Annotated in this window: 22 protein-coding genes and 2 pseudogenes; 9 read left to right on the top strand and 15 right to left on the bottom strand. The window is 39.1% G+C overall.

Annotated elements, in window-relative coordinates; all coding sequences use genetic code 11:
• Positions 1-254: 254 nt before the first annotated feature.
• The 6 genes from fdhF to OO7_RS03780 all read right to left on the bottom strand — a co-directional run bounded on the left by fdhF (position 255) and on the right by OO7_RS03780 (position 7,670).
• Positions 255-2,420: a formate dehydrogenase subunit alpha gene (fdhF, locus tag OO7_RS03805; RefSeq protein WP_008914649.1), complete on the bottom strand. Its 2,166-nt coding sequence runs from the start codon at positions 2,418-2,420 to the stop codon at positions 255-257.
• 265 nt (positions 2,421-2,685) lie between these two features.
• On the bottom strand, positions 2,686-3,387 hold the full coding sequence (gene livF / locus OO7_RS03800; protein WP_008914648.1) for a high-affinity branched-chain amino acid ABC transporter ATP-binding protein LivF: 702 nt from the start codon (positions 3,385-3,387) through the stop codon (positions 2,686-2,688).
• A complete protein-coding gene (gene livG, locus OO7_RS03795) occupies positions 3,387-4,166 on the bottom strand; it encodes a high-affinity branched-chain amino acid ABC transporter ATP-binding protein LivG (RefSeq protein WP_008914647.1) in 780 nt (259 codons plus the stop codon). Before livG ends, livF begins: the two co-directional genes overlap by 1 nt.
• Complete coding sequence (locus OO7_RS03790) at positions 4,163-5,446, bottom strand: high-affinity branched-chain amino acid ABC transporter permease LivM (protein WP_008914646.1); 1,284 nt, start codon at positions 5,444-5,446, stop codon at positions 4,163-4,165. Before OO7_RS03790 ends, livG begins: the two co-directional genes overlap by 4 nt.
• Positions 5,443-6,369, bottom strand: coding sequence for a high-affinity branched-chain amino acid ABC transporter permease LivH (gene livH / locus OO7_RS03785; protein WP_008914645.1), 927 nt, complete (start codon positions 6,367-6,369; stop codon positions 5,443-5,445). The genes OO7_RS03790 and livH overlap by 4 nt, the downstream gene beginning before the upstream one ends.
• Positions 6,370-6,560: 191 nt before the next feature.
• Positions 6,561-7,670 (bottom strand): branched-chain amino acid ABC transporter substrate-binding protein, encoded by a 1,110-nt coding sequence (locus OO7_RS03780; protein ID WP_008914644.1) that lies wholly within the window; start codon positions 7,668-7,670, stop codon positions 6,561-6,563.
• A 379-nt stretch (positions 7,671-8,049) separates the two neighbouring features.
• Between OO7_RS03780 and panM the strand changes: the two genes are divergently transcribed.
• Together panM and OO7_RS03770 are read left to right on the top strand one after the other, a co-directional pair.
• Positions 8,050-8,454 (top strand): aspartate 1-decarboxylase autocleavage activator PanM, encoded by a 405-nt coding sequence (gene panM / locus OO7_RS03775; protein ID WP_008914643.1) that lies wholly within the window; start codon positions 8,050-8,052, stop codon positions 8,452-8,454.
• A gap of 11 nt (positions 8,455-8,465) precedes the next feature.
• Positions 8,466-8,855, top strand: coding sequence for a VOC family protein (locus OO7_RS03770; protein ID WP_236620683.1), 390 nt, complete (start codon positions 8,466-8,468; stop codon positions 8,853-8,855).
• A gap of 161 nt (positions 8,856-9,016) precedes the next feature.
• Here the strand turns inward: OO7_RS03770 and rpoH are convergent.
• The 4 genes and pseudogenes from rpoH to ftsY all read right to left on the bottom strand — a co-directional run bounded on the left by rpoH (position 9,017) and on the right by ftsY (position 13,301).
• Positions 9,017-9,900, bottom strand: a pseudogene (gene rpoH, locus OO7_RS03765) (RNA polymerase sigma factor RpoH).
• 208 nt (positions 9,901-10,108) lie between these two features.
• A complete protein-coding gene (gene ftsX, locus OO7_RS03760) occupies positions 10,109-11,086 on the bottom strand; it encodes a permease-like cell division protein FtsX (RefSeq protein ID WP_008914639.1) in 978 nt (325 codons plus the stop codon).
• Positions 11,079-11,744, bottom strand: a complete 666-nt coding sequence (gene ftsE / locus OO7_RS03755; RefSeq protein WP_008914638.1) for a cell division ATP-binding protein FtsE — start codon at positions 11,742-11,744, stop codon at positions 11,079-11,081. The genes ftsX and ftsE overlap by 8 nt, the downstream gene beginning before the upstream one ends.
• A 6-nt stretch (positions 11,745-11,750) precedes the next feature.
• Positions 11,751-13,301, bottom strand: coding sequence for a signal recognition particle-docking protein FtsY (gene ftsY / locus OO7_RS03750; RefSeq protein WP_008914637.1), 1,551 nt, complete (start codon positions 13,299-13,301; stop codon positions 11,751-11,753).
• Between the two features lie 338 nt (positions 13,302-13,639).
• Here ftsY and rsmD point away from each other — a divergent pair, with 338 nt between their 5' ends.
• Together rsmD and OO7_RS03740 are read left to right on the top strand one after the other, a co-directional pair.
• Entirely contained in the window at positions 13,640-14,242 is a 603-nt protein-coding gene (gene rsmD / locus OO7_RS03745) for a 16S rRNA (guanine(966)-N(2))-methyltransferase (protein WP_008914636.1), read from the top strand.
• The gene (locus OO7_RS03740) at positions 14,232-14,519 is read left to right on the top strand and encodes a DUF1145 family protein (protein ID WP_008914635.1); all 288 of its coding nucleotides are present in this window, start codon (positions 14,232-14,234) and stop codon (positions 14,517-14,519) included. The genes rsmD and OO7_RS03740 overlap by 11 nt, the downstream gene beginning before the upstream one ends.
• Positions 14,520-14,523: 4 nt before the next feature.
• Here OO7_RS03740 and OO7_RS03735 read toward each other — a convergent pair.
• Positions 14,524-14,882, bottom strand: a pseudogene (locus OO7_RS03735) (DUF2500 family protein).
• 107 nt (positions 14,883-14,989) lie between these two features.
• On the opposite strand from OO7_RS03735, the gene OO7_RS03730 reads away from it, so the two are divergent.
• On the top strand, positions 14,990-15,619 hold the full coding sequence (locus OO7_RS03730; protein ID WP_008914633.1) for a lysoplasmalogenase: 630 nt from the start codon (positions 14,990-14,992) through the stop codon (positions 15,617-15,619).
• A gap of 217 nt (positions 15,620-15,836) precedes the next feature.
• Positions 15,837-18,239: a zinc/cadmium/mercury/lead-transporting ATPase gene (locus OO7_RS03725; RefSeq protein ID WP_008914632.1), complete on the top strand. Its 2,403-nt coding sequence runs from the start codon at positions 15,837-15,839 to the stop codon at positions 18,237-18,239.
• Between the two features lie 213 nt (positions 18,240-18,452).
• On the opposite strand, the gene budA is transcribed toward OO7_RS03725, so the two are convergent.
• Together budA and tusA are read right to left on the bottom strand one after the other, a co-directional pair.
• The gene (gene budA / locus OO7_RS03720) at positions 18,453-19,271 is read right to left on the bottom strand and encodes an acetolactate decarboxylase (RefSeq protein ID WP_008914631.1); all 819 of its coding nucleotides are present in this window, start codon (positions 19,269-19,271) and stop codon (positions 18,453-18,455) included.
• 530 nt (positions 19,272-19,801) lie between these two features.
• Positions 19,802-20,044, bottom strand: coding sequence for a sulfurtransferase TusA (gene tusA / locus OO7_RS03715; RefSeq protein ID WP_008914630.1), 243 nt, complete (start codon positions 20,042-20,044; stop codon positions 19,802-19,804).
• Positions 20,045-20,212: 168 nt separating this feature from the next.
• Between tusA and OO7_RS03710 the strand changes: the two genes are divergently transcribed.
• Positions 20,213-20,881, top strand: coding sequence for a 7-cyano-7-deazaguanine/7-aminomethyl-7-deazaguanine transporter (locus OO7_RS03710; RefSeq protein ID WP_008914629.1), 669 nt, complete (start codon positions 20,213-20,215; stop codon positions 20,879-20,881).
• 158 nt (positions 20,882-21,039) lie between these two features.
• Here OO7_RS03710 and OO7_RS03705 read toward each other — a convergent pair whose 3' ends face one another.
• Positions 21,040-21,522 (bottom strand): nucleoside deaminase, encoded by a 483-nt coding sequence (locus OO7_RS03705; protein ID WP_008914628.1) that lies wholly within the window; start codon positions 21,520-21,522, stop codon positions 21,040-21,042.
• Positions 21,522-22,208: an ankyrin repeat domain-containing protein gene (locus OO7_RS03700; protein ID WP_008914627.1), complete on the bottom strand. Its 687-nt coding sequence runs from the start codon at positions 22,206-22,208 to the stop codon at positions 21,522-21,524. The genes OO7_RS03705 and OO7_RS03700 overlap by 1 nt, the downstream gene beginning before the upstream one ends.
• 86 nt (positions 22,209-22,294) lie before the next feature.
• Here OO7_RS03700 and OO7_RS03695 point away from each other — a divergent pair, with 86 nt between their 5' ends.
• Together OO7_RS03695 and dhaK are read left to right on the top strand one after the other, a co-directional pair.
• On the top strand, positions 22,295-23,161 hold the full coding sequence (locus tag OO7_RS03695; RefSeq protein WP_043892795.1) for a LysR substrate-binding domain-containing protein: 867 nt from the start codon (positions 22,295-22,297) through the stop codon (positions 23,159-23,161).
• Positions 23,162-23,455: 294 nt separating this feature from the next.
• Positions 23,456-24,526: a dihydroxyacetone kinase subunit DhaK gene (gene dhaK / locus OO7_RS03690; RefSeq protein ID WP_008914625.1), complete on the top strand. Its 1,071-nt coding sequence runs from the start codon at positions 23,456-23,458 to the stop codon at positions 24,524-24,526.
• The last annotated feature ends 6 nt before the right edge of the window (positions 24,527-24,532 follow it).

Here is a 24,532-nt window from a genome sequence, read left to right as displayed (position 1 = left end):
GAGTGCATCTCATCATGCTAAAATATATAGGAAGAAGGAGTATTGAAAAGATTCATATAAAAATTGAGATAATTTTTTGCATTGATGAAAATTATTTTTAAGAAAATAATAAAAGTATAAAGTCAGTTATCAATCTTATTTTTCTAGCCTAAAAAAATCAGGAATAAGTTTAATATCAAACCTAATCCTGATGTTATAGCCAATTTACCGACTTGCTTTTAATCAATCATGTGATTAATAATATGACAACGAATTTAAATTCGTCGTTCTGCTGATTCAACGAGATTAATTAATCTATTTCGCATACCAACATATTTTTCCTTCACCATTTTTTCGGCAGCATGTTGATTATCAATCTTAATAATTCTAGCTGCACAATATTTTGTTTCTGGTGTTTTTGATACAGGATCAAGATTATCTTGTGTTAATTCATTGCATGCACCAATCCACCATTGATAAGTCATGTAAATAGCGGGTTTGTTAATTGTCTCATTGAGACTACAACGCGACATCACCTTTCCCCTACGAGACTCAACCCACACAATATCTTGGTCTTTAATACCGATTTTTTTAGCTGTTTCTGGGTTAATTTGTACATAGCCCGGCTCATCTGCCAAAAGTGCTAATGCTTTACAGTTCCCAGTCATTGAACGACAAGAATAGTGACCGACTTCGCGCACAGTTGACAGGATCAATGGAAATTCGCTGTCAGGCAATTCTGCGGGTTTACGCCATGATGTTGCATAAAGCAGCCCTTTGCCAGAAGGTGTATCAAAAATATCATTCTGATAGAGATAAGGTGTTCCGGGATGGTCTTCTGTTGGGCACGGCCATTGTATATGTGCAAGACCCGCCAATTTTTCATATGTTGCCCCATAAAATAGTGGGCACAACTTTCTGACTTCATCCCATATTTGTTGATTGTCTTTATAAGACATCGGGTAACCCATTTCTGTTGCTAGTAAGCTAATGATTTCCCAGTCTCTTTTGACATTTCCTTGCGGTTCAATCGCTTTTTCGAAACGTTGGAAGCCACGATCTGCACAAGTAAAGATACCGCCATGTTCCCCCCAGCTTGTAGAAGGTAAAATAACATCTGCTTGTTCAGCCGTTTTCGTCATAAAAATATCTTGTACGACGACGAATTCAAGCGCATCAAAACCACTACGCACTAAAGTTAAATCAGCTTCTGTCTGTAGTGGATCTTCACCCATGATATAATAGGCTTTGACTTTACCTTCAATCGCGAGATGTGGAACTTCCGTAATGCGATACCCAACTTCTGGGTCTAATTGTTCAGGAGAAATTCCCCATTCTTGGGCGAATTTTTGTCTTACTGATTCATCGGTAACACTTTGATAACCAGGGAATAAATTAGGTAATACACCCATATCACAAGCACCTTGAACATTATTCTGTCCTCGAACAGGTGCGACACCTACATTTGACTTACCTAAATTACCTGTCATTAGCGCTAAACTGGAAAGACCTTTTACGACGTCTACAGCTTGGCCAAATTGGGTTACACCCATACCCCACATGATGGTTGCTGTTTTAGCTTTAGCATAAGAGCGCATAGCTTGACGAATCTGTGATGCTGGAATACCAACAATATCTTCGACAACTTCAGGGCTATAATCTTGCACAGCTTGCTTATACTCTTCAAAGCCTTCGGTATGCTGATCAACATAATTTTTGTCATACAGTTGCTCATCAATTAAGGTATAGGCAAAAGCATTCACCAATAACATATTGGTACCATTTTTAAGCGGAAGATACTGAGTGGCTATTTTAGCTGTTTCTATTTTTCGCGGATCACAAACAATAATTTCTGCGCCGTTCTCTTTTGCTTTAATAACACGCCTAGCAACAATTGGGTGAGAATCAGCACAGTTATAACCAAATACTAATAAACAATCTGAGTGTTCAATATCTGCTATTGAGTTACTCATTGCCCCATTTCCTAATGTGACTTGCAAACCTGCCACAGAAGGGCCGTGACACACACGCGCACAGCAATCTACATTATTATTACCCAAGACTGCTCGGGCAAATTTTTGCATAACAAAATTGGTTTCATTCCCTGTTCCGCGAGATGAGCCTGTGCACATAATGGATTTTGCGCCATATTTTTCTTTTATTTCTTTCAGTTTACTTGCGGTGTAACTAATTGCCTCATCCCAACTTACGACTTCAAATGGTGCGCCCTTTTCTCTGCGTATCATGGGTTGATTTAATCTGGCTGTTAGTAATTTATTATCATAAAGAAAATCCCAGCCATATAATCCTTTTAAGCATAACTGTCCCTGGTTGGTGACACCATTTGCCCCTTCTGCTTTGATAATTCTACCGTTTTCGACACAAAGATTAATTTTACAACCCGCGCCGCAGTATGGGCACACAGAGATGATTTTTTTCATTTGAAGTCCTTTCCCCTAACTAGGGAGTAAAAGATAAGAAAAGAAATTCAAAGAATGCACAATACATGCCAAATAAATAATCATGTAAATCAATTGGATATAATTGTAATTTTGTCGACATTATTAAAATCGACATTTATGTCGAACTGAATAATATGGTTTGTAGAAAATAATACAGATAATAAAAAAGCCGATTCCCTAAAGTGACTAACTTGATGAAGTCACTTCAAAAAACGGCTTTTTTCTTTATTCATTGACTAAATAACTAACCACCTAAATAAGCATCACGGACCGCTTCATTCTCCAATAAGGCTTTTCCGCTATCTTCTAAGACAATATGACCATTTTCAAGCACATAGCCTCTATCTGCTAATTTTAAGGCCTGATTTGCATTTTGTTCTACGAGGAATATTGTCATACCTTCATCGCGTAGCTGCAAAATCGTCTCAAAAATTTGCATAATAATGATTGGTGCTAAACCTAAAGAAGGTTCATCCAATAGCAGCAATGCAGGCTGGCTCATCAGTGCTCGACCAATTGCCAACATTTGCTGCTCTCCGCCCGACATGGTTCCCGAGCGCTGAGCGCGGCGTTCATATAAACGGGGAAACAATGTATAAACGCGCTCAATTCTTTCTTGATATTGCTGGCGATTAGCAAAAAAACCACCCATCGCTAGATTTTCTTCAACAGTCATACGGGAAAATACACGTCGCCCTTCAGGAACAATTGCAATATCTTCGCGCATTATTTTAGCCGTTGGCAGTTGAGTAATATCAACATCGCGATAGAGGATCTGACCAGAAGAAGCTCGCGGATCACCACAAAGTGTACTTAATAATGTTGTTTTACCTGCACCATTCGCACCAATCAGCGTGACAATTTCCCCTTTTTGAATATTTAAGCTCACTTGGTGTAATGCTTGGATTTTGCCATAATGGGCAGAAACTTGTTTGAACTCTAACATCAGTAAGCCTCCCCCAAATAAGCTTTAATAACATCAGGATGCTGGCGAATTTGCTCTGGGGTCCCATTGGCAAGTGGTGTACCTTGGTTAACAACATAAATTCTATCAGAAATGCCCATAACCAATTTCATATCATGCTCAATCAGTAATACAGAAACCTGATGATGAGAACGTAATTCCGCAATCAATTCATCAAGATCATTTGTTTCTTTGGGATTTAGCCCTGCTGCTGGCTCATCAAGCATTAAAATTTCTGGACGAGTTACCATGCAACGCGCGATTTCTAAGCGTCGCTGCTGACCATAAGCTAAATTTCCCGCTTGTCGATTAGCAAACTGCAATAAATCAACACGTTCAAGCCATTTTATAGCGTGTTCTTGCGCATCTGCTTCTGCGCGTCGAAAGGCGGGTGTTTTTAGTAAACCAGAAAAAATGCCACTTTTTAAATGCTGATGTTGAGCCACTAATAAATTTTCAATCACCGTCATTTCTTTAAATAAGCGAACATGTTGAAAAGTACGGATCACACCTAAACGCGCAATCGCCTGACCAGATAAGCCTTCTAAATGCTTATCACGATACACAATTTCTCCGCTGGTCGGCTTATAAAATCCCGTCAGGCAGTTAAAGATTGTTGTTTTACCCGCACCATTAGGGCCAATCAGTGAAACAATTTCACCTTGATTTAATGTTAATTCCACATTATTGACAGCTAATAACCCGCCAAAACGCATTGTTAAACCCTTCACCTTCAATAAAGGCATTACGGCTGCATTCATGCATTATCTCCTTTATTTTCCAGTGGCTCCGCGCTTTTCAATTTCATCTGGCGACGTTTCATCGGTAACAAGCCTTGTGGTCGCCAAATCATCATCAAGACCATCAATGCCCCCAGTAGCAACATGCTATAAGCATTTAGGTCGCGCATCATTTCGCGTGATACAACCAGAATAATTGCCGCTAAGATAACTGATGTTTGAGAACCCATTCCCCCCAAAACAACAATCGCTAATACAAAGGCAGATTCCGCAAATGTGAAGGATTCGGGGCTGATAAAACCTTGCCGAGCAGCAAATAATGTTCCCGCAAAACCGGCAAAAGCGGCACTGATGGTAAAAGCCGTTAATTTAATGCGTGTTGGCGATAAACCCAGAGAACGACAGGCAATCTCATCTTCTCTGAGAGCTTCCCAAGCTCGCCCTAAAGGCATGCGTAACAAGCGATTAATGATAAATAGTGTTAAGACAACCAGTAACAATGCAACAAAATAGAGGAAAATAATGCGATCCCCTGGATTATAAGCAATCCCAAAGAAATTATGGAAAGTATCCCAACCATCTTTCGCAGTTCTGCTGAACTCTAGCCCAAAAAATGTTGGTTTTGGAAGCTGGCTAATGCCATTAGGACCGCCCGTAATTTCTGTATTATTCAGCAATAAAATACGGACTATCTCACCAAACCCTAATGTTACAATGGCTAAATAATCTCCACGTAGCCGGAGAACGGGAAATCCCAGTAATAAACCAGCAAGTGCAGCCGTTAGCCCAGCAATAGGTAAGCTTTCCCAAAAACCAAATCCATAATAGTGATTTAATAATGCAAAGGTGTAAGCGCCAATAGCATAAAAACCGGCATAACCGAGTACTAATAAACCTGAAAGCCCAACCACAACATTTAAACCAAGACCCAGCATGACATAAATCAGTGTCAACGTTGCAATATCAACGCTGCCGCGTGAAACCATAAATGGCCAGATAATCGCAGCAAGAATGATAGCGACTGCCAGAATTTTTTGCTTAGTTGTCGAACCATCAAAATCGGGTATCGCCCATGATTTCTTTGGTGCACCTTGCCAAACTCGAGCCAATGATGGTCTGACTAATTGAAAAATAAAAATCACGACGATCCCAGCAATAATCCAGTTCCAGCGAACTGAATCAGCACTGGTTACAATAAGCTTGGTACCATCAAGCGTTAGCTGCAATCCCATCATAAAAATGGCAAGGATAAAAAAAGTGATAGAAGCAACAATGGCATTGATCCAATTATCTTTCCTCATACTTTTTCGACCTCCGGGCGCCCCAGAATGCCGGTTGGCATGATCAATAACACACCGATTAATAAACAAAATGAAACAACATCTTTATATTCAGTACTTAAATAAGCAGAAGTCATCGCTTCGGCAACCCCTAAGATAAGACCGCCTAACATTGCTCCCGGAATGCTGCCAATTCCGCCTAAAACGGCAGCTGTAAAGGCTTTCATTCCTGCCATAAAGCCAATATAAGGATTTATCACACCATAGAATTGACCGAGCAATACACCAGCAATAGCTGCCATAGTTGCGCCAATCACAAAGGTTAAAGAGATAACGCGATCGGTATTTATACCAAGTAGACTGGCCATTTTAAGATCTTCAGCACAAGCTCTACAGGCTCTTCCCATCCGGGAATAGCGAATAAACAGCGTTAAAGCCAGCATAGAAAGAAAAGTGACAACCCAGATAGTGACCTGCATTTTAGTGATCGTCGCTTCAAAACCATCACTTTCACCAAGAACCCACTGACCGGTGATCAAACTAGGTAAAGCCAGATCACGTGATCCTTGAGATAGGCTAACCATGTTTTGTAAGAAAATCGACATACCGATCGCCGAGATCAGTGCGATCAATCTTTTCGAATGACGAACGGGCCGATAAGCAACGCGTTCGATGCTCCAGCCATACGTGCTTGAAACCACAATAGCAGCAATAAAAGCCGCCGCAATCAAAATCCACCCAATATCAATGCCTAACATCATTAACCCGGCAATCACAATAAAGGAGACATAGCTCCCAATCATGTAAACTTCCCCGTGCGCAAAGTTAATCATGCCAATAATGCCATAGACCATGGTATAGCCGATCGCAATCAATGCATAAGTACTTCCTAATGTTAAACCATTAAGGAGCTGCTGAATAAAATAGAGAATTTGGTCTGACATAGGACTATCCTTTCATACGATCTTTCCCAGAAAACAACAACTGGAAATACCCAGATAGATTTTATCTAGGTGCTAAAGATGCTAGATAGCCAATATTTATTTTGATTAAATACAATATGTTAATTGTCAAATGACCAAATTGATTATTAACTATCTAGCTAAAAACGCCCCAATATAAAGATAATTATCTATTATTTAACGGCTGTTGATGTTCCATCTGCATGCCATTCAAATACACCGAATTCAAATCCTTTTAGGTCGCCATTAGGCAGCCATGAAAGTGATCCCATCACGGTATCTACTGGGCTAGATTTTAAATCTTTAGCGAGATCTTCTGGCTCACGACTTTGCGTACGCTCCATTGCTGTTGCCAAAGATTGGATAGCAGCATACGTTGTCCAAACAAAAGGTCCTGTCGGATCTTCTTTCTTCGCTTTCAATGCATCAACAATAGGTTGGTTGGCAGGAACTTGGTCATAACGTTTAGGAAGTGTTACCAACATTCCTTCAGAAGCATCACCCGCAATATTTGATAACGATGAGTTACCAACGCCTTCAGGTCCCATGAAACGAATATTCAGGCCAGATTGTTTTGCTTGACGCAAAATTTGCCCCATTTCAGGGTAATAACCACCAAAATAGACAAAATCAACATTCTCTTTTTTCAGTTTAGCGACTAGCGCTGAAAAATCTTTATCACCGGCGGTAACACCTTCAAACATGACTTCTTTTACACCGGCTTTATTCAGGTTTTCACGCACAGAGCGCGCTAAACCTTCGCCATATTGCTGTTTATCATGTACAACTGCGATACGTTTTGGTTTGATTTCATCAACAATGTATTTTGCTGCGGTTGGTCCTTGATCTGAATCTAGACCAGTTGTGCGCATGATCAATTGATATCCACGCGTCGTTAAGTCAGCATTAGTTGCAGCCGGAGTGATCATAATGATGCCTTCATCCTCATAGATATCTGATGCGGGCTGAGTTGAAGATGAGCACAAGTGACCAATAACATAACGCATTCCATCATTAATCACTTTGTTAGCAACAGCAACGGCTTGTTTAGGATCACAAGCATCATCATATTCAACAGCAACAAGCGTATCACCATTAATGCCGCCTTTAGCATTGATATCCGCAACGGCCTGACGGGCACCCATGAATTCCATATCACCATATTGAGCAACTGGCCCAGACATTGCGCCGACTACAGCTATTTTTATCTCTTTAGCCCATGTAGATTGGCTGAATGCCATCGCAATACATCCTGCTAATAATGCTTTATTTATTTTATTCATTCTGCCATCCCCATCTGTATGGTTCTGAGTGTTTGTGTTTGATTTATAGTAGATTATTATTGTTTTCAGCAATGCTGGCTGATATTTTATTACATAGACAATAAGACTATATATTTCAGAACATTAAACAAGATAAATATGCTAAATAGCAAATCCAAAAGGTAGGTAATTACATCATTGGCAGAATAAAAAACTAACGTTATTGAGTAGGTTTTGTGTAAATGCTAGTGTTATATTCTAGTTAAATTTCGATACGTCCGAGCTAAACTCGGAAAATTAAGCAAGACAAAATCTTTCTCTCTATCCACCGAAAATTAGCTATAGGTCACTCTGTTGATCATTTAAACTGAGAAATAAATAAGGAAATAATCAAAGTATCATGAGACTGACAATTACACCTTTAAGTGATCTAACCAATCAACATATTCTTGATCTAAGCAAAATCTGGCCTAATCACTCTCAAGAACATCTTGAGCAATGGTTAAAATCTGGTGGAAATATTTATGCCGCAAGCTTTAATGGTCGGTTACTGGGCGCTGCAAAAGTTCGGATTGAGCAGCAGCAAGGTATGATTTCTGATTTTTTCGTGCGCGAAGTTACGCGTCGTCGTGGCGTCGGGTTATATTTAGTGGAAGAAATTTGCCGACAAAATTCCCACATTAATAATTGGAATATGAATTTACAAAATATCAGTGATGAAAATAAAACGATTATGGTGCTATTTCTCTCATCATGTGGGTTTCATGTCGCACCAAATAGCCATAAATGGGAAAAACAGACATAAGAATAGGTATCATAATGAAATTAAAGCGAATTCATCACATTGCGATTATTGCTTCAGATTACACTATTAGCAAAAAGTTTTATTGTGACATTCTTGGCTTAACGTTGATTGAAGAGCACTATCGGCCAGAATCAGATTCATGGAAAGCCGATCTTGCTCTAGATGGAATATACCAAATTGAATTATTCAGTTTTCCAACATCGCCTGCTCGCCCGAGTTACCCAGAGGCCTGCGGTCTAAGACACCTCGCTTTTTGTGTTGATGATCTTGACCAATCTATTGCAGATTTAGAACAACATGGTATTCGCTGCGAAGCACCTAGAATTGATCCTTATACACAAAAAAGATTCACCTTTTTTGCAGATCCTGATGGTTTACCATTGGAATTATATTGTAGCTAAACGTTGAAAACTAAACTAAGTGAACAATGCGTATTAATATCAGGAATAGTTAATATTTATTAGCAGGAAATGAGTCGTTAGTTTAGTAGAAATTGATAGTTATAGTTCGGGTAATTATTAACCCGAACTATATGATTAATGGCAAAAGGGAAATAAAAGCATTAATAGGCTTCTTCTTCATCCTCATCTTCTTCCATTGCCAAACGTAATTTTTTCATGGCATTTTTTTCAAGCTGGCGTACACGCTCAGCAGAAACACCATATTTATCAGCCAATTCTTGTAAAGTTGCCTTATTATCATCATCAAGCCAACGTGCGCGAATAATATCTTGGCTTCGCTCATCAAGAGATTCTAAAGCCTCAGTTAAGCGGTCTGTTGCATGATTTTCCCAGTTATCATCCTCAATAGAACCTGCAAAATCTGAAGATTTATCCTGTAGAAATAATACGGGCGCAACAGGGTGACCAAAATCACTATTATCATCGTCGTCAGACATATCAAATGCCATATCTTGAGCAGCCATACGTGATTCCATTTCACGTACATCTTTTGAGCTGACGCCTAACTCTTTAGCAACCATGTCAACTTCGTCTTGGTTAAACCAAACAATACGTTTTTATTTTTTCTCAAATTAAAGAATAACTTACGCTGAGATTTTGTCGTAGCAACTTTAACAATACGCCAATTACGTAAAACATATTCATGGATCTCAGCTTTTATCCAATGAACAGCAAAAGAGACTAAACGAACACCAACTTCGGGATTAAAGCGACGAACCGCTTTCATTAAGCCGATATTCCCTTCCTGAATTAAATCTGCTTGTGGTAAACCATAACCAGCATAACCACGAGCAATATGAATAACAAAACGTAAATGCGATAAAATCAGCTGTTTTGCCGCATCAAGATCACCATGGTAATGCAGACGCTCAGCAAGTTCCTTTTCTTCCTCAGCGGTAAGCATTGGGTAAGCATTGGCTGCCCGCATATAGGCTTCAATACTTCCTTGTGGAACAACTGCTAATGATTGCATATCTTTGGTCATTAAGATCCTCTTTGATATATAACGAAAAGAGATTAATTCAGTGGTATTAAGTGAAACTATGAGCTGTATATTAGCAGTTTTATTAGGCTAAATAAATTACAGTTATATGAGTAAACACATGCTAAATATCAGACAAATTCTGAAAAAAGAAGTTCCTATCTGCCTAAATTTTCATCGACACCATCACTGATGTCGATGAAATAAAAGGTTATTCTGGCGTGAAATGACGTAAATGTTGAACGGTTGCCAGCCAAGCCGCAATCCAACCAATCATGGCTGAAATTAAGATTATGAGTAACGACTCTTCCCATAACAGCCCTTCAATACGGAATTGAGTCCCAAACACGCTGGCAACTTGAGTCACCACATCCGACAATTTCCAGACTAATAATGCTGACATGATAAGGGAAATAATTGCACCAATGGCCCCCATCAGCAACCCACCATGTAAGAAGGGCCGCATAATAAAGCCATCCGTTGCACCAATCAATTTCATGACATTAATGGTATCTCTACGAGCGAATATATTTAATCGCACACTATTACCAATCACGAGAAAGAGTGAAACTATCATTAGAATGCCAATCACAGAAGCGACTTGCCCTACCAACTGAGTTAACGCCGCTAAACGGGAAAACCAGCTATCATCCATACGGACTTCTTCAATACCATTAACCTGGCTGACTCTATCACGCAAAGTGGATAGCACATCTGAGCTTTGAAAATCAATTTTAGGTGTAATGATAGCCACCGCAGGCAATGGATTCTCTTCTAACATATCGAGTGCGGTACTAAACCCAGACCAACTACGGAACTCACTCATGGCTTGATCACGAGAAAGGTAATTCACATGCTCAACGCCATCAAGTGCTTGCAATTGTGTTACAACACCTTGTCCACCTTGCTCATCTAAGGATTTATCGAGGTAAACTGTTAATTGAGGTGTTGGATACCATTGTTCTGCTGCCTGAGAGACATTCTTCCATACAATATAACAAAGGCTTGGCAGAGTAAGTGAAATCGCGATAACCATGATTGTCAAAAAAGTCGCAAGTGGCTGCCTTAGCATATCGGCTATTGTATTCAACCAAGCATAACGCCACTGCTCACGCCATCCGCCTTTCAGCGCTTTACTTTTTGACTTCATTGAACGTTCAGGCTTTCCTTTGCGAGCACTTTTAGCCATGTTGGCCTCCAATCATTCGTCCTTCACTCAAAGTCAGCACACGGTAGTTACGTCTTTCTATCAAAGCAATATCATGGGTTGCCATTAATACAGTCACACCAACGCGGTTAAATTCCTCAAATAGCCGCATAATCCCTTCGGAAAGCTCACTATCTAAGTTACCAGTTGGTTCATCGGCAAGTAACATTGTCGGTTTATTGACCACTGCGCGCGCAATACCTACCCGTTGTTGTTCCCCACCTGATAACTGGATTGGTAAATTTTTCGCTTTATCTAGCAAGCCAACTTTATCGAGGGCAGCGGAGACTCTTCTGCGGATATCTTCAGAGCTTGCGCCCGCAATGATCAAAGGCATGGCAACATTATCATAAACGGTACGATCAAATAATAGGTGATGATCTTGAAAGATCATGCCAATTTGCCGACGTAAAAAAGGGATCTCCCGATTTTTTAAACGGCTAATATCATGACCATTAAAGAATATGTGACCAGCACTTGGGCGCTCAATCCCACAAATGAGTTTGAGTAATGTACTTTTACCGGCGCCAGAATGACCTGTTAAAAAGGCCATTTGTGCAGGCTGTAGATGAAAATCTACACCTTGTAGGGCTTGCCGGCCGCCGCGATAAGCTTTACTAACGTGTTCAAAGCGAATCATCGAAAATTATTCCTCTCGGGAAAATAGAGCCTCGATAAAGTCATCTGCTTTAAATGGACGTAAATCTTCAATACCTTCACCAATCCCGATATAACGAATAGGAATACCGAATTGATCAGCAATGGAGAAAATTACACCACCTTTTGCTGTACCATCGAGTTTTGTCAATGTGATACCTGTCAAACCAACGGCTTCATTAAAAAGTTTTGCCTGACTGACAGCATTTTGTCCAGTGCTTGCATCTAACGTTAGCATAATTTCATGTGGTGCATCTTCATCCAATTTCTTCATCACACGAACAATTTTTTTCAGCTCTTCCATCAAATGCGCTTTATTTTGTAAACGCCCTGCGGTATCTGCAATTAATACATCAACACCTTTTGCCTGAGCAGATTGTATTGCATCAAAAATGACAGAAGCGGGATCAGCGCCCGTATGCTGCGCTACAACAGGAATACGATTACGCTCGCCCCAAACTTGTAGCTGTTCTACCGCTGCGGCACGGAAAGTATCCCCAGCTGCCAGCATCACTGATTTGCCTTCTGATTGATATTGGCGAGCTAATTTACCAATAGTGGTGGTTTTACCAACACCATTGACGCCAACCATAAGAATAACATAGGGTTTCTTGCCTTCAATGACTAGCGGTTTATCCACTCCCACTAAAATATCAGACATTTCTTCCCGTAAACGACCATATAATGCTTCAGCATTTTTTAGATCTTTGCGGCTAGCATGCGCTGTCAGGTTGTTAATAATTTTACGCGTAGTTTCAACGCCAACATCCGCAATTAATAATTGCTCTTCTAGCTCTTCGAAAAGATCATCATCAATTTTCTTGCCTTTGAATAAACCAAGAAAACCAGAACCTAAATTTTGACGAGTTTTTAATAAACCTTTTTTCAGTCGGCTGAAAAAGCCTTCTTTTTTCGGCTTTTCTTGCTCAACTTGCACAACTTCTTCTGCTTGTTGTTCATTAAAAACTTCATCGCGTAATGCTGCAATTTCTTGCGCTTCAAGCAGAGCTTGTTCCTCAGCTTGACGTTGGCGCTCGACGTCTTCTTCCGCTAAACGTTGCGCTTCGGCACGTTCACGCGCTGCTTGTTCTTGAGCCGCTTGCTCTGCTGCGGCTTTTTCTTCCGCGGCTTTTTGCGCAGCCACTTCGGCTTGGCGTTGGCGCTCGGCCTCTTCTTCCGCTAAACGTTGCGCTTCAGCCTGTTCACGYGCTGCTTGTTCTTGTGCGGCTTGCTCTGCGGCGGCCTTTTCTTCCGCAGCTTTTTGTGCGGCAACTTCGGCTTGGCGTTGGCGCTCGGCCTCTTCTTCCGCTAAACGTTGTGCTTCGGCACGTTCACGTGCTGCTTGTTCTTGAGCSGCTTGCTCTGCGGCGGCCTTTTCTTCCGCAGCTTTTTGCGCAGCTTCATCTGCTTGTTTTTKGAGCTCTATTTCTTTTTCAGCATCTAATTTTTGTTGTTCTGCCTCTTGCTGCTGAGCTTGGCTTTCATCTTTACGACCAAAACCTAACCATGAAAAAAAGCCTTTTTTCTTTTCTTTAGCCATTAGCCACTACACTCCTCGCGGTAAAAATATGGCACTTATAATGATTCTCGCTGTAATTCAATTCATTGCCAAGAACTTATCTTCATGAGAAATCAATGGTAAATGAGTTAAGCATTTAATGAATAAAGTATATTCATTCAGAGAATTGAATCATATCGTTATGCATAAATCGTAATAAATTTTACAGCAGTCTATCATTTCATCGCGCTACAACACATATCTGAAAAGAAAATCATTAAAATTTAATCTGATTTTTAAGTTAAAACTGTGAAAATGACGCGCTACAATAGAGATAATTAATTTTTTAAATTCAGTCAAACTGAGCAGTAATGGATATTATGGCAAAAAAAATACAAAATGCCTCTCTAGGCCAAATACGAATTATTGGCGGCAAGTGGCGAGGCCGCAAATTGCCTGTGCGTGACAGCGAAGGATTACGCCCAACAACCGATAGAATAAAAGAAACGCTATTTAATTGGTTAATGCCCGTTATTCGCGATGCTAACTGCCTTGATTGCTTTGCTGGAAGTGGTTCTTTAGGTTTTGAAGCACTTTCTCGATTTGCTAATAGTGTGACGTTTATTGAGTTAGACAAGCACAATGCGCAGCTTCTTTCTGAAAATAAAACACGTCTACAAGCTGAAAATGCGACCATAATTAATGGTAATAGCATGTCGGTATTAAATCAGGCTGGAAATGCTTTTGATGTTGTTTTTATTGATCCTCCTTTTCGCAAAGGCCTACTCAATGAAACCATTAATTTATTAGAGAAAAACCAATGGTTAGCCGATGAATGCTGGATATATCTTGAATCAGAGGCGGAGTCACCACTAACTAACATTCCAACGAACTGGCAACTTCATCGCGAAAAAATTGCAGGGCAAGTTGCATATAGATTATTTATTCGCCATTCAATTGAGAGAAATAACCATGCTGATTAATGCAGGACGAATATTAATGATTTTTGTGTGGGCATTCATGGTGTTTAATTTAGTCCACCCATTTCCTAAGCCTTTGAAATATTTTATGGATGTTGCGATGATATTCATGATTTTTATGCATGCGCTTCAAACCATTTTCTTAAAAGCAACCCTCGCAAAAGGTGAAAAATTATCGAGAATGCTACAAATTCGGATTTTCTTCTTTGGCGTTTTTGAAATGTTAGCAATGCAGAAAAAACAGCAACAAGCCTTGAAAGATACTCAACAAAAACCTTAATTGTTTAATGATCTTTGTCGCGGTCAAAACGGATGAATCTCGTTCCTTGCATATGAAGTATTCCCTGACTACCTTCATCAATGGAACGATATTCTGTCTCATTTACAATAACTTTGATGATATCCGCATGATTTAATGGCTTAAAATAGATTTCATAGCGGAATGTCTCTGGTGAAACAACATCCCGTTCACGAGAACGCATATTTGGGTAAGGGTAATCTTTTTAGTTTCAACAATCACTGAATATTGTGTAGGTACAGCATTATCATTAATCTCATTTTGCTTGCGCTGATCAAAGAAACGTTTGGTTGCTAGCACTGCAATAATTGCGAGAACAATAATTAATAGAATAGGCTTATTCATAAATTTAGCATTGTACTTAAAAGAATCATTATTATAGTTTATCTTATTTATAGAGAAGGAACATCAGTATAGTGACTTCATTTACTTGATTTTATAAGGATGTGTTTATGATTAGTTGGCCATTCCTTGCAGTACTTTTTTCTGGTTGGTTATATGTTGATGCAGCTTATCGCGGCCCAGATTGGCAACGCTGGTTATTTCGCCCAATTACATTGTTATTACTCTTACTTTGGGGTTGGAATGCGGAGTTTTTAACTGTTGAAGGCTATTTAATCCTCGCAGGTCTCGCCTTATCTTTAATTGCCGATATGGTAAAAATGCTATCAAGTGAGCGCTTACTTACATATGCAGTACTGATGTTTGTCAGCTACCTGCTTTATGCGATCAGTTTTGGCATGCAGTTCAACTTCAGCTTATATCTACCTTGGTTACCAATACCGTTGGTTATTGCAGCCGTGACGTTAATCTTCATCTGGACAAAACTTGAGAGTCTACAATCCATTGTTTTTGCTTTACTCATTATGAGCATGATTATGGCATGGGTAGCAGGTGATCAATTCTTTGGTCTTGGTCGAGATTATAATTTTTCAATTATGGTTGGGGCATTTTTATTGTTTATCTCTAACTGTACTTGGCTTATCGCACGTTTCCGTTTTCCATTTAAAGCCTCAACCGCCGTTGTTGCAACGCTTTATTTTCTTGGACAATTCTTTATTATCCGAGCAATTTACCTGTAATAATCCAATCGCGCCAATTGATAAAATTCTCAAATAGCATTTTTTATCAATTGGCTCCCCTATTTTAGTTTGACTCTGGAGTAGACTCCAAAGTATAGACTTATCAATATTCCTTATACCTAAAGTTATATCATCAGCATGCCATGAAAAATGGGTGGGCTCTTTTTCAAGCAGCTTGAAGTATGACAGGTTATTTGATTTTGATTAGGGGGCATATATGCACTCACATACACATAAAGAAACAAACAAGCAGACAAAACCTTGTTGCTCTGGCCATGACAGCTCATCTAAAAAAATAAAAATCAACGATATTGTAAGTGCTCACTTACATAATGATGAGCACCAAAAAGTCGGTCAGCATACTGAAAGAGATAATATATCCCACAAAGAGAATTGCTGTACATCAGAACCACATGGTCATGACCATTCGCATACAGGCCATAACCACCAGCATGGTGATAGCTGCGGTGCATCACATAATATGGAAAATGATGTCACACCTGAGCAAACAGCAAAGCAACGTTTTAGCTGGATTATTCGGGGAATGGACTGCCCAAGTTGTGCTCGTAAGATTGAAAACGCAATCAAACAAATTACGGAGGTAAAACAAGTTAAGGTATTGTTTGCAACTGAAAAATTGGTTGTAGATTCGGATACTGATATTAGTGTTATTGTACGCTCAACTGTTGAAGAAGCAGGCTATGAACTGCAAGATGTTGGTCATAATAATACCTCTTCAAGCACGACTCCACCAAGTCTACTTAATGATGCCAAACCCGTTATCTTTTTAGCGATTTTAATGGTAATTAGTTGGTGTATCGAAGCAGTAAACCCCAAATTAGGTAATATTGCTTTTATTGCAACAACGCTAGTTGGTCTTTATCCAATCGCTCGAAAATCGCTGCGTTTAATTAGAACGGGAACACCTTTTGCAATTGAAACCTTAATGACCGTTGCAGCTGTTGGTGCCATTTTTATTCAGGCAACTGAAGAAGCAGCCATGGTCATATTGCTGTTTATGCTCGGAGAGATGCTTGAATCATACTCCGCAGGCCGTGCCCGCCGAGGAGTTAGTGCTTTAATGGCATTAGTTCCTGAAGAAGCCGTTTTAATTCGAGATGGACAAAAAACGACCGTTTCTGTTTCGCAATTACGCCCAGGCGATATTATTGAAATCGCGCCAGGCGGGCGTTTGCCAACAGATGCCGAGCTCGTCTCTGGTTTTGCCAGCTTTGATGAAAGCTCATTAACTGGTGAATCAGTTCCCGTTGAGCGCAATATTGGTGAAAAAGTGGCAGCAGGTTGCTTATCGATTGATCGCACAGTGCAAATGAAAGTGGTTTCTGAGCAAGGTCAAAGTGCTATTGACCGTATTTTGCAATTAATTGAAGAAGCAGAAGAGCGTAGAGCACCAATTGAGCGTTTTATTGATAGTTTCAGCCGAATTTATACTCCGCTGATCATGCTATTTTCAGCGCTGGTTGTGGTTGTTCCGCCTATTTTCTTTGATGCTTCTTGGGAAACTTGGATCTATCGCGGATTAACCTTGTTATTAATTGGTTGCCCTTGTGCTTTAGTGATATCAACACCTGCGGCAATTACATCAGCACTTGCTACTGCAACGCGACGTGGTGCCCTGATTAAAGGTGGTGCTGCACTTGAACAATTAGGCACTATCACCACAATTGCACTTGATAAAACAGGCACACTAACTGAAGGAAAACCGCATGTTACAAATTTAGTGCCCGTCGCTGGGGTGACTGAAAGTGAATTAGTGCAAATGACAGCCGCCGTGGAAGCAGGTTCTCACCATCCATTAGCCAAAGCAGTTGTTAACCATGCAGAATCATTATCTATTGCTGTCATTGAAGCACATAGCCGTAGGGCTTTAGCAGGTAAAGGGGTTGAAGGTTATCTTAATGATAATCATATCCTTGTCAGCTCACCAAGTCGTTTAGAGGTTCCGCTCAATACAGAATGGCAAAATAAAGTAGAACAACTTGAAGCTGAAGGTAAAACAGTCGTTGTCACACTAAAAGATAACCAAGTTATCGGATTAATCGCGCTACAAGATACACTGCGCCCTGATGCGATTGAAGCTATCAGCATGCTCAAAAAATTACATGTTAATGCTGTCATGTTGACTGGCGATAATCCACGTGCTGCGAGTGCCATTGCGGATCAGTTAGGAATGGAGTATCGCGCAGGATTATTACCAGAAGATAAAGTCACCGCGGTTGGTGAGCTAAATCGCCACCATAACACCATGATGGTCGGTGATGGTATTAATGATGCTCCAGCAATGAAGGCTTCAAGTATTGGTGTTGCAATGGGCAGCGGCACAGATGTTGCACTCGAAACAGCGGATGCCGCTTTAACGCATAACCGACTAACTGGTTTGCCTGAAATCATCGTGTTATCAAGAGCAACCCGTAAAATTATTCGCGAAAATATCAGTATTGCATTAGGGCTTAAGGCTGTCTTTTTAGTGACAAGTTTATTAGGTATCACAGGATTATGGGTTGCGGTATTGGCTGACTCAGGCGCGACAGCCCTTGTAACAGCAAATGCTGTGCGATTATTAGCAGTGAAGTTACCCAATGCGGTAAAGACAAAATAGTACTTGGTTAACTTAGATTAACAAATACATCAAAAGTCACGCTTTCACTTAAATAGTCTCTAATATACTGTTCTTACTTTAAAACCGTACCCTAAAGTTTACTATTTTTCATCTAACTTGATGGGTACTTTTTTTATGATGAAATCTATTCTAGGATCTTGACTTCAAATTATTCAAATTGATTTTTATGACTTGTGTGAAAATCTTCAGTTATCAATTTTCAGCTTGTTTTATTGCCTGATGAAGATCATCAGGCATCAGGTTAGCTTCTAGGAATGTCGACTGGTGAGGTAAATCAATAGTAAGGCGTGAAATAACACCAATTTGTAGCGTTCCTTTTTTTAATTTATAGTCAAGAATATGGCCTCCGCCTTTACGCTGCTGATTAATATAGTGTTCATGGAATCCAGCAACATTAATGCCTTGTGTAAATTGTGGTGAACGAAAGCCTACAATAAGACCGACTTCATTATGAAACGTAAAAATAGGCTGATTTGCTATTGCTTCCAACATAGGAAGGTAAGGTGGTTCTTGACGAGGAACTGTACGCGTTTTAACTAATTCAAATTCCCCTTCAATTTTAATTGCACAAAAAAGATTATCAGAGGGAATATAACGATTGATTGTATCATGTACTTCTTGTTCCGTTACACTCTCAGAAAAATGATGTTCAATATCAGGCGTAAAGAAAGTCATGACTGCAAAAGGTGATTGCTGAGAATGATTAGCTTCACGTGCGCTACCATCAGAGCGCAATTGAAATACATTACTATCAAAAACAACAAGTTCACCATCAAGATGATTAAAAGTACCTAATCCAAAATCACCATGTTTCAATAAATCTGCGATAGTCACATCACTCTCATAAACACCTGCGATTAGGCTACTCATTAACGAATGTTGATAAATAGTACACTCTGGATGTTTATTAAGGTAGTTATTCAAAGAATCTATTATTTCTTGATTACAATTGCAGTAGTGATTATTTTTATTTTCATTATTTGGTAAGCCATGTTTGATCTTATTATTCATAACAAACGAATCCTTTACCTTAAGAATACAATAATTAACAGAACTGCCTTTTAATTATTAATACAATATAATAATATTTTCAAATATTTTTATCTATTTCCATACTAATAAATTATCCTTAACTCACCGTTAAAAATTTAATGCATTGTTTTTTTATATAAAAATATAAATTAATGAAATTAAAATAATGATTGAAGCTATTAAGCAGTGATAATTTAATTATCACCTTTAAATGAGAGTTATCAAACTAAATAAAGTAAATTTTATTTTTATCCAGATAGCATTAATTAGAATACGTAAAATAGTAATATTATTTTTTATAATTATGAAAAATGTATCATTTGTGAAAAAACTTGATTAACTACAATTATTTCTAGAAAAATAAAGCGTCACTATCTCGTCACTGTATATGAAAAACAAGTCAATATTTATATGGCTAAAAGCTACCATAGAAATACCCTATTTCACCAAGCAAACTAGATTAGATAACGCTTGAATATCCCATTTTACTATAGGCTATAGGAAAATGGTTATTTTTTGCGCAATAAATAACGATATGGTGCTTGTTCTGTTTCTGCGGCTAATAAATCGTGCTCCATAAAACGACAAAAGCTTGGAATATCACGTGTTGTCGCAGGATCATCAGCGACAATCAGTAATGTTTCACCAACATTCATACCGCGGACAGTTTTACGGACTAACATCACAGGTTCAGGGCAACGTAGACCTAAAGTATCCAATGTTTTTGTGGGATTTGAGAATAAGTCAGACATAATAATTTTTCTAAGAAATAAATAATAGCCCTATTATATAATAAAAATGCCAACTTGATTGAACAGTTTTGCTTTTGTTGCGCAACAAGCGTATGATGCGCTCTTCTTCACATTAAGTGATGTTTTTTATGGGTTCCCTCACCCCATTGTTACGTAAAAAGGTACAATATGTTGACTTTAACTTCGCAGCAACGAGCCACTGCGTTAATTTGGCTGTCTTTATTTCATCTTTTAATTATTACTTCTAGTAACTACCTTGTGCAGCTGCCGATTAATATTTTCGGTTTTCATACCACATGGGGCGCGTTTACCTTCCCTTTTATTTTCTTAGCCACTGACTTAACAGTCCGTATTTATGGCGCACCACTTGCACGTCGCATTATTAGTGCGGTAATGCTACCTGCGCTGCTAGTGTCATACGTTATTTCTGCGCTATTTTTTCAAGGCGAATGGCAAGGCTTTGCTTCATTAACCGAATTTAACATGTTTGTTGCACGTATTGCTGCCGCCAGTTTTATGGCTTATGTATTGGGACAAATATTGGATGTCAGTGTATTCAATCGGTTACGTCAAAAAAGACATTGGTATGTTGCACCTGCTTGTGCCATGTTCTTTGGTAATTTAATTGATACTATCGCGTTTTTCTTTATTGCCTTCTACCGTAGTAGCGACCCTTTTATGGCCGCAAACTGGGTTGAAATTGCATTAGTTGATTACACTTTTAAGCTATTAATTTGCATGTTATTTTTCTTACCAGCTTATGGAATTTTACTTAATTTCATTTTGAAATATTTCTTTACTGGTAAACCAGAACAACAACTGGTTAATCAATATTAACGACATCTTTTTAATGGCTTAACATAACAATTAAGCCGCTTTAGAAAGCAATAATCTATTGAAAGATAACTGCCACAACTCTGCGACACAAATTTAATCAGAGGGCAGTTATCTTCTTTAACACAATAAATAGGGCAAATTTGCCAAGTAAAACCCTGTTAACTTGACTTGCTTGATGTTGATTCGCAATTAACCCAATATTGATATAGTAATGGCATTTGTTGTTCATCAGGCTTTAATTGAATAAAGTCAAGGCCAGGTTGGTTTTGAGGTTCTTCTCTCAATATGCTTGCTATGCTCGCCGTCGACAACCCATATGCCTCTGCATCATCATTGGAATAGGCGTAAACAATTCTCGTAATTCCTGACATACGCATTGCAGCTAAACACATAGGACATGGCTGCCCACTGGCATAAACCACACAATCGTTTAATTTAACATTACCTAATATGCGCCCAGCTTCTCTCAAGGCCAGTAATTCAGCATGCGCAGTCGGGTCACTCAGCTCTAACATCTGATTAACGCCCGTCGCAATCACTTTATCATTTTTAACGACAACAGCACCAAATGGCCTACCGCCAGCATCAATATTCTGTTTTGCAAGTTGAATAGCTTGCTCAATAAATTTTTTGTCAGACATTATTTAGCGCCTGCCTTTTCAAGAATATTAACTAAATTGGTGTAACCTTTATTTTTTGCCAGTGTCAATGGCGTTATTCCTTTGCTGTCTGCTAAATTAACATCCGCTCCACCATGAATTAATAATGTCACTATTTGAGCATATTTATCACTACCATCACCTAAGACAATCGCTTCTATTAATGCAGTCCAACCTAGTCGATTAACATGGTTAACATCAACACCTGCATCAATTAATGTTTCCACTGTTTTAATATGCCCACGTTCTGCTGCGGGAATTAATGCTGTACCACCATAACGATTAACACTTTTTAGATCGGCACCATGACTTAATGTCAATTCAAGAATTTCTTGCAATCCACGTGCACCAGCATAGAGATAAGCAGAATCTTGTATAGCATCTTTCGCATTAACATCCGCACCGTTTTCTATCAAATAACGCGCGACATCAATTTGATTATTATGTGTTGCAGCTAATAATGGTGTGCGTAAGCGAATATCACGTTTTTCTATATCCGCACCTTGTTCAACAAGTTGCTGAACTCTGGTTAGTTGACCTTCCTCTGCGGCTTGAAGCAACGGATTTGAATTTGATTGAGCCATAACTTTAACCATAAATAGTGATGAAATAGCAAGAATACTAATGATATAGAATACCCATTTTGCCGGCGTATATCTTTTTCCCATTATCAACCCCCTTAGTAAGACTATTTAATCTACAGAAAAAACATGCTATTTATAAATTAAATAATTTAATTTCTGACATTAAAAAAATGAATACTTTGCTTAATTTTGTCTTATTAAAAGCGTTTGTTACAGTCGCACAAACCGAAAATATGACTCTTGCGTCTGAATTACTCAATTCAACACAGTCGACATTAAGTCAACAAATTCAACGTCTAGAAAGTTTAGTTGGTCAACCATTATTCATTCGAGGTCACCGTCGATTAACGCTTACCGAGACAGGGGAAATACTCCTGAGTTATGCCAAAAAAATATTATCATTGAATGATAGTTTTTTTACTCGAGTTTCTGGAAATGCCATTGTCAGAATAGTGCGCTTAGGATTTCCAGAAGACTTAGCAAGCGATATTATTACCCCAATACTGGCAAAATTTATGCAAAACCACCCAAATATTCGCTTAGAAGTCACTAGTGGGCTCAGTCGTCAATTACAGCAGCGCTATCAAAATGGTGAATTAGATTTAATTATTGTGAAGCAAAAAAAAGGGGAATTTAAGAGTGCCTATCATTGGCCTGAGCCTTTGTGCTGGTTAGGTAGCCAACAATTATGTATTAGCAAGCAAGATTCTGTACCATTGATTGTTTTCCCTGAAAATGGTTTATATCGTACTGATATGTTTAATTTATTAGATAGAGCTCAGCGCGCATGGCACATTACCTATACATGCAGTAGCCTTGCTGGGATCCAAAGTGCAATTACTGATGGATTAGGCGTAAGCTTGCTCCCATTAAGAGCCAAACTTCCTCAGCATCAGATCTTGACAGAAAAAGAAGGGTTTCCACCTGCTAGTGCGATGGAAATTGCACTTCAATATAAACCAAAAGATATCGATATTTTAAATCATCTCTCTCAAGAAATTGCTGAGCAATTAGAAAATAAAATTCAAGTAAACTAACAAGTTGCAATGTACTTTATAACTTTGGCAGCTAATATGGTGGAGAAAAACCATTATAAGGTTAATTCATTGCCATTATGAGATAAAAGTGATTTTCTCATACCTTTGTGATTTTGCCTGAAAATTACTGATCTAACTCTCATTTTGCAGGTTCACTTCATCAATATTTCACCAATCATGATAGTCTGATTGCATAATCGAAATCATTTTTGCCATTTTACTTTCGATTAAAAACAAAAAAGAACACAAACGAACAGAGATAACCATCGACCTCTATCTTCTGGAGCCCGTAAGATGAAAAAACTGATTAACCGTGTTGAAAATATTATCTGTGAAGTCAATCAAGGCTTAGTCGCCGCTCACCCTGAATTACGTTTAAATATCGATCCAACTTACTTGGTCCACAAAGATACCCCAATAAAAGGTAAAGTTGGGCTATTATCTGGCGGCGGCAGTGGTCATGAACCTATGCATAGCGGTTATATCGGTTACGGTATGCTTGATGGCGCTTGCCCTGGTGAGATGTTTACTTCACCAACACCTGACCAGATGATGGAATGTGCAATGGCCATTGATTCCGGTGAAGGTGTACTCATGATCATCAAAAACTACACTGGAGATGTGCTCAATTTTGAGACCGCAGCCGAATTATTGCATGATGCAGGAACTAAAGTTGCAACCGTTCTTGTCGATGATGATGTTGCAGTAAAAGATAGCTTATATACCGCCGGTCGCCGTGGTGTTGCCAATACGGTATTGATGGAAAAAATCCTTGGAGCAGCTGCAACCAAAGGCTACACCCTTGAACAACTTGTCGAATTGGGCCATAAAACAAATAACAATGGCTACAGTTTAGGTGTTGCTTTACATGCGTGTACCGTGCCCGCCGCTGGAAAACCATCCTTTGAATTACCTGATAATGAAATGGAATTTGGGGTCGGTATTCATGGTGAACCCGGTATTGAACGTCGCAACTTCCTCAATTTAGATGAAACGGTCGATCAAATGTTCGAAACACTGATCGAAAATGGTCATTATGAACGTCAGATCCGTGCTTGGGATCATGAAAATGGTGCTTGGCTAGAACAGAAACAGACCAAAGAACCATTACAAAAAGGCGATCGCGTTATTGCTCTTGTGAACAACCTAGGAGCAACACCTCTCTCCGAACTTTATGCAGTATATAATCGCTTACAAGCATGCTGCGCCAATTTTGGACTAACCATAGAACGCAACTTGGTTGGATCATTCTGTACTGCGCTTGATATGCAAGGCATATCAATAACCTTACTAAAAGTTGATGATGAAGCATTAATGCTATGGGATGAGCCAGTCAATACACCCGCTTTACGCTGGAAAATGTAATTAAAC

The organism is Providencia sneebia DSM 19967 (assembly GCF_000314895.2).
GTDB lineage: Bacteria > Pseudomonadota > Gammaproteobacteria > Enterobacterales > Enterobacteriaceae > Providencia > Providencia sneebia.
This window is presented reverse-complemented; position numbering and strand designations above follow the sequence as displayed.

Excerpts from the sequence above, each read along its gene's own strand:
- OO7_RS03730 (WP_008914633.1), top strand. The coding sequence starts at position 14,990 with ATGATTAGTTGGCCATTCCTTGCAGTACTTTTTTCTGGTTGGTTATAT.
- budA (WP_008914631.1), bottom strand. The coding sequence starts at position 19,271 with ATGAATAATAAGATCAAACATGGCTTACCAAATAATGAAAATAAAAAT.
- OO7_RS03695 (WP_043892795.1), top strand. The coding sequence starts at position 22,295 with ATGAATACTTTGCTTAATTTTGTCTTATTAAAAGCGTTTGTTACAGTC.
- dhaK (WP_008914625.1), top strand. The coding sequence starts at position 23,456 with ATGAAAAAACTGATTAACCGTGTTGAAAATATTATCTGTGAAGTCAAT.
- OO7_RS03790 (WP_008914646.1), bottom strand. The coding sequence starts at position 5,446 with ATGAGGAAAGATAATTGGATCAATGCCATTGTTGCTTCTATCACTTTT.
- rsmD (WP_008914636.1), top strand. The coding sequence starts at position 13,640 with ATGGCAAAAAAAATACAAAATGCCTCTCTAGGCCAAATACGAATTATT.
- ftsE (WP_008914638.1), bottom strand. The coding sequence starts at position 11,744 with ATGATTCGCTTTGAACACGTTAGTAAAGCTTATCGCGGCGGCCGGCAA.
- livF (WP_008914648.1), bottom strand. The coding sequence starts at position 3,387 with ATGTTAGAGTTCAAACAAGTTTCTGCCCATTATGGCAAAATCCAAGCA.
- OO7_RS03705 (WP_008914628.1), bottom strand. The coding sequence starts at position 21,522 with ATGTCTGACAAAAAATTTATTGAGCAAGCTATTCAACTTGCAAAACAG.
- OO7_RS03740 (WP_008914635.1), top strand. The coding sequence starts at position 14,232 with ATGCTGATTAATGCAGGACGAATATTAATGATTTTTGTGTGGGCATTC.
- OO7_RS03780 (WP_008914644.1), bottom strand. The coding sequence starts at position 7,670 with ATGAATAAAATAAATAAAGCATTATTAGCAGGATGTATTGCGATGGCA.
- OO7_RS03700 (WP_008914627.1), bottom strand. The coding sequence starts at position 22,208 with ATGGGAAAAAGATATACGCCGGCAAAATGGGTATTCTATATCATTAGT.
- fdhF (WP_008914649.1), bottom strand. The coding sequence starts at position 2,420 with ATGAAAAAAATCATCTCTGTGTGCCCATACTGCGGCGCGGGTTGTAAA.
- tusA (WP_008914630.1), bottom strand. The coding sequence starts at position 20,044 with ATGTCTGACTTATTCTCAAATCCCACAAAAACATTGGATACTTTAGGT.
- OO7_RS03725 (WP_008914632.1), top strand. The coding sequence starts at position 15,837 with ATGCACTCACATACACATAAAGAAACAAACAAGCAGACAAAACCTTGT.
- livG (WP_008914647.1), bottom strand. The coding sequence starts at position 4,166 with ATGAATGCAGCCGTAATGCCTTTATTGAAGGTGAAGGGTTTAACAATG.
- ftsX (WP_008914639.1), bottom strand. The coding sequence starts at position 11,086 with ATGGCTAAAAGTGCTCGCAAAGGAAAGCCTGAACGTTCAATGAAGTCA.
- panM (WP_008914643.1), top strand. The coding sequence starts at position 8,050 with ATGAGACTGACAATTACACCTTTAAGTGATCTAACCAATCAACATATT.
- livH (WP_008914645.1), bottom strand. The coding sequence starts at position 6,369 with ATGTCAGACCAAATTCTCTATTTTATTCAGCAGCTCCTTAATGGTTTA.
- OO7_RS03710 (WP_008914629.1), top strand. The coding sequence starts at position 20,213 with ATGTTGACTTTAACTTCGCAGCAACGAGCCACTGCGTTAATTTGGCTG.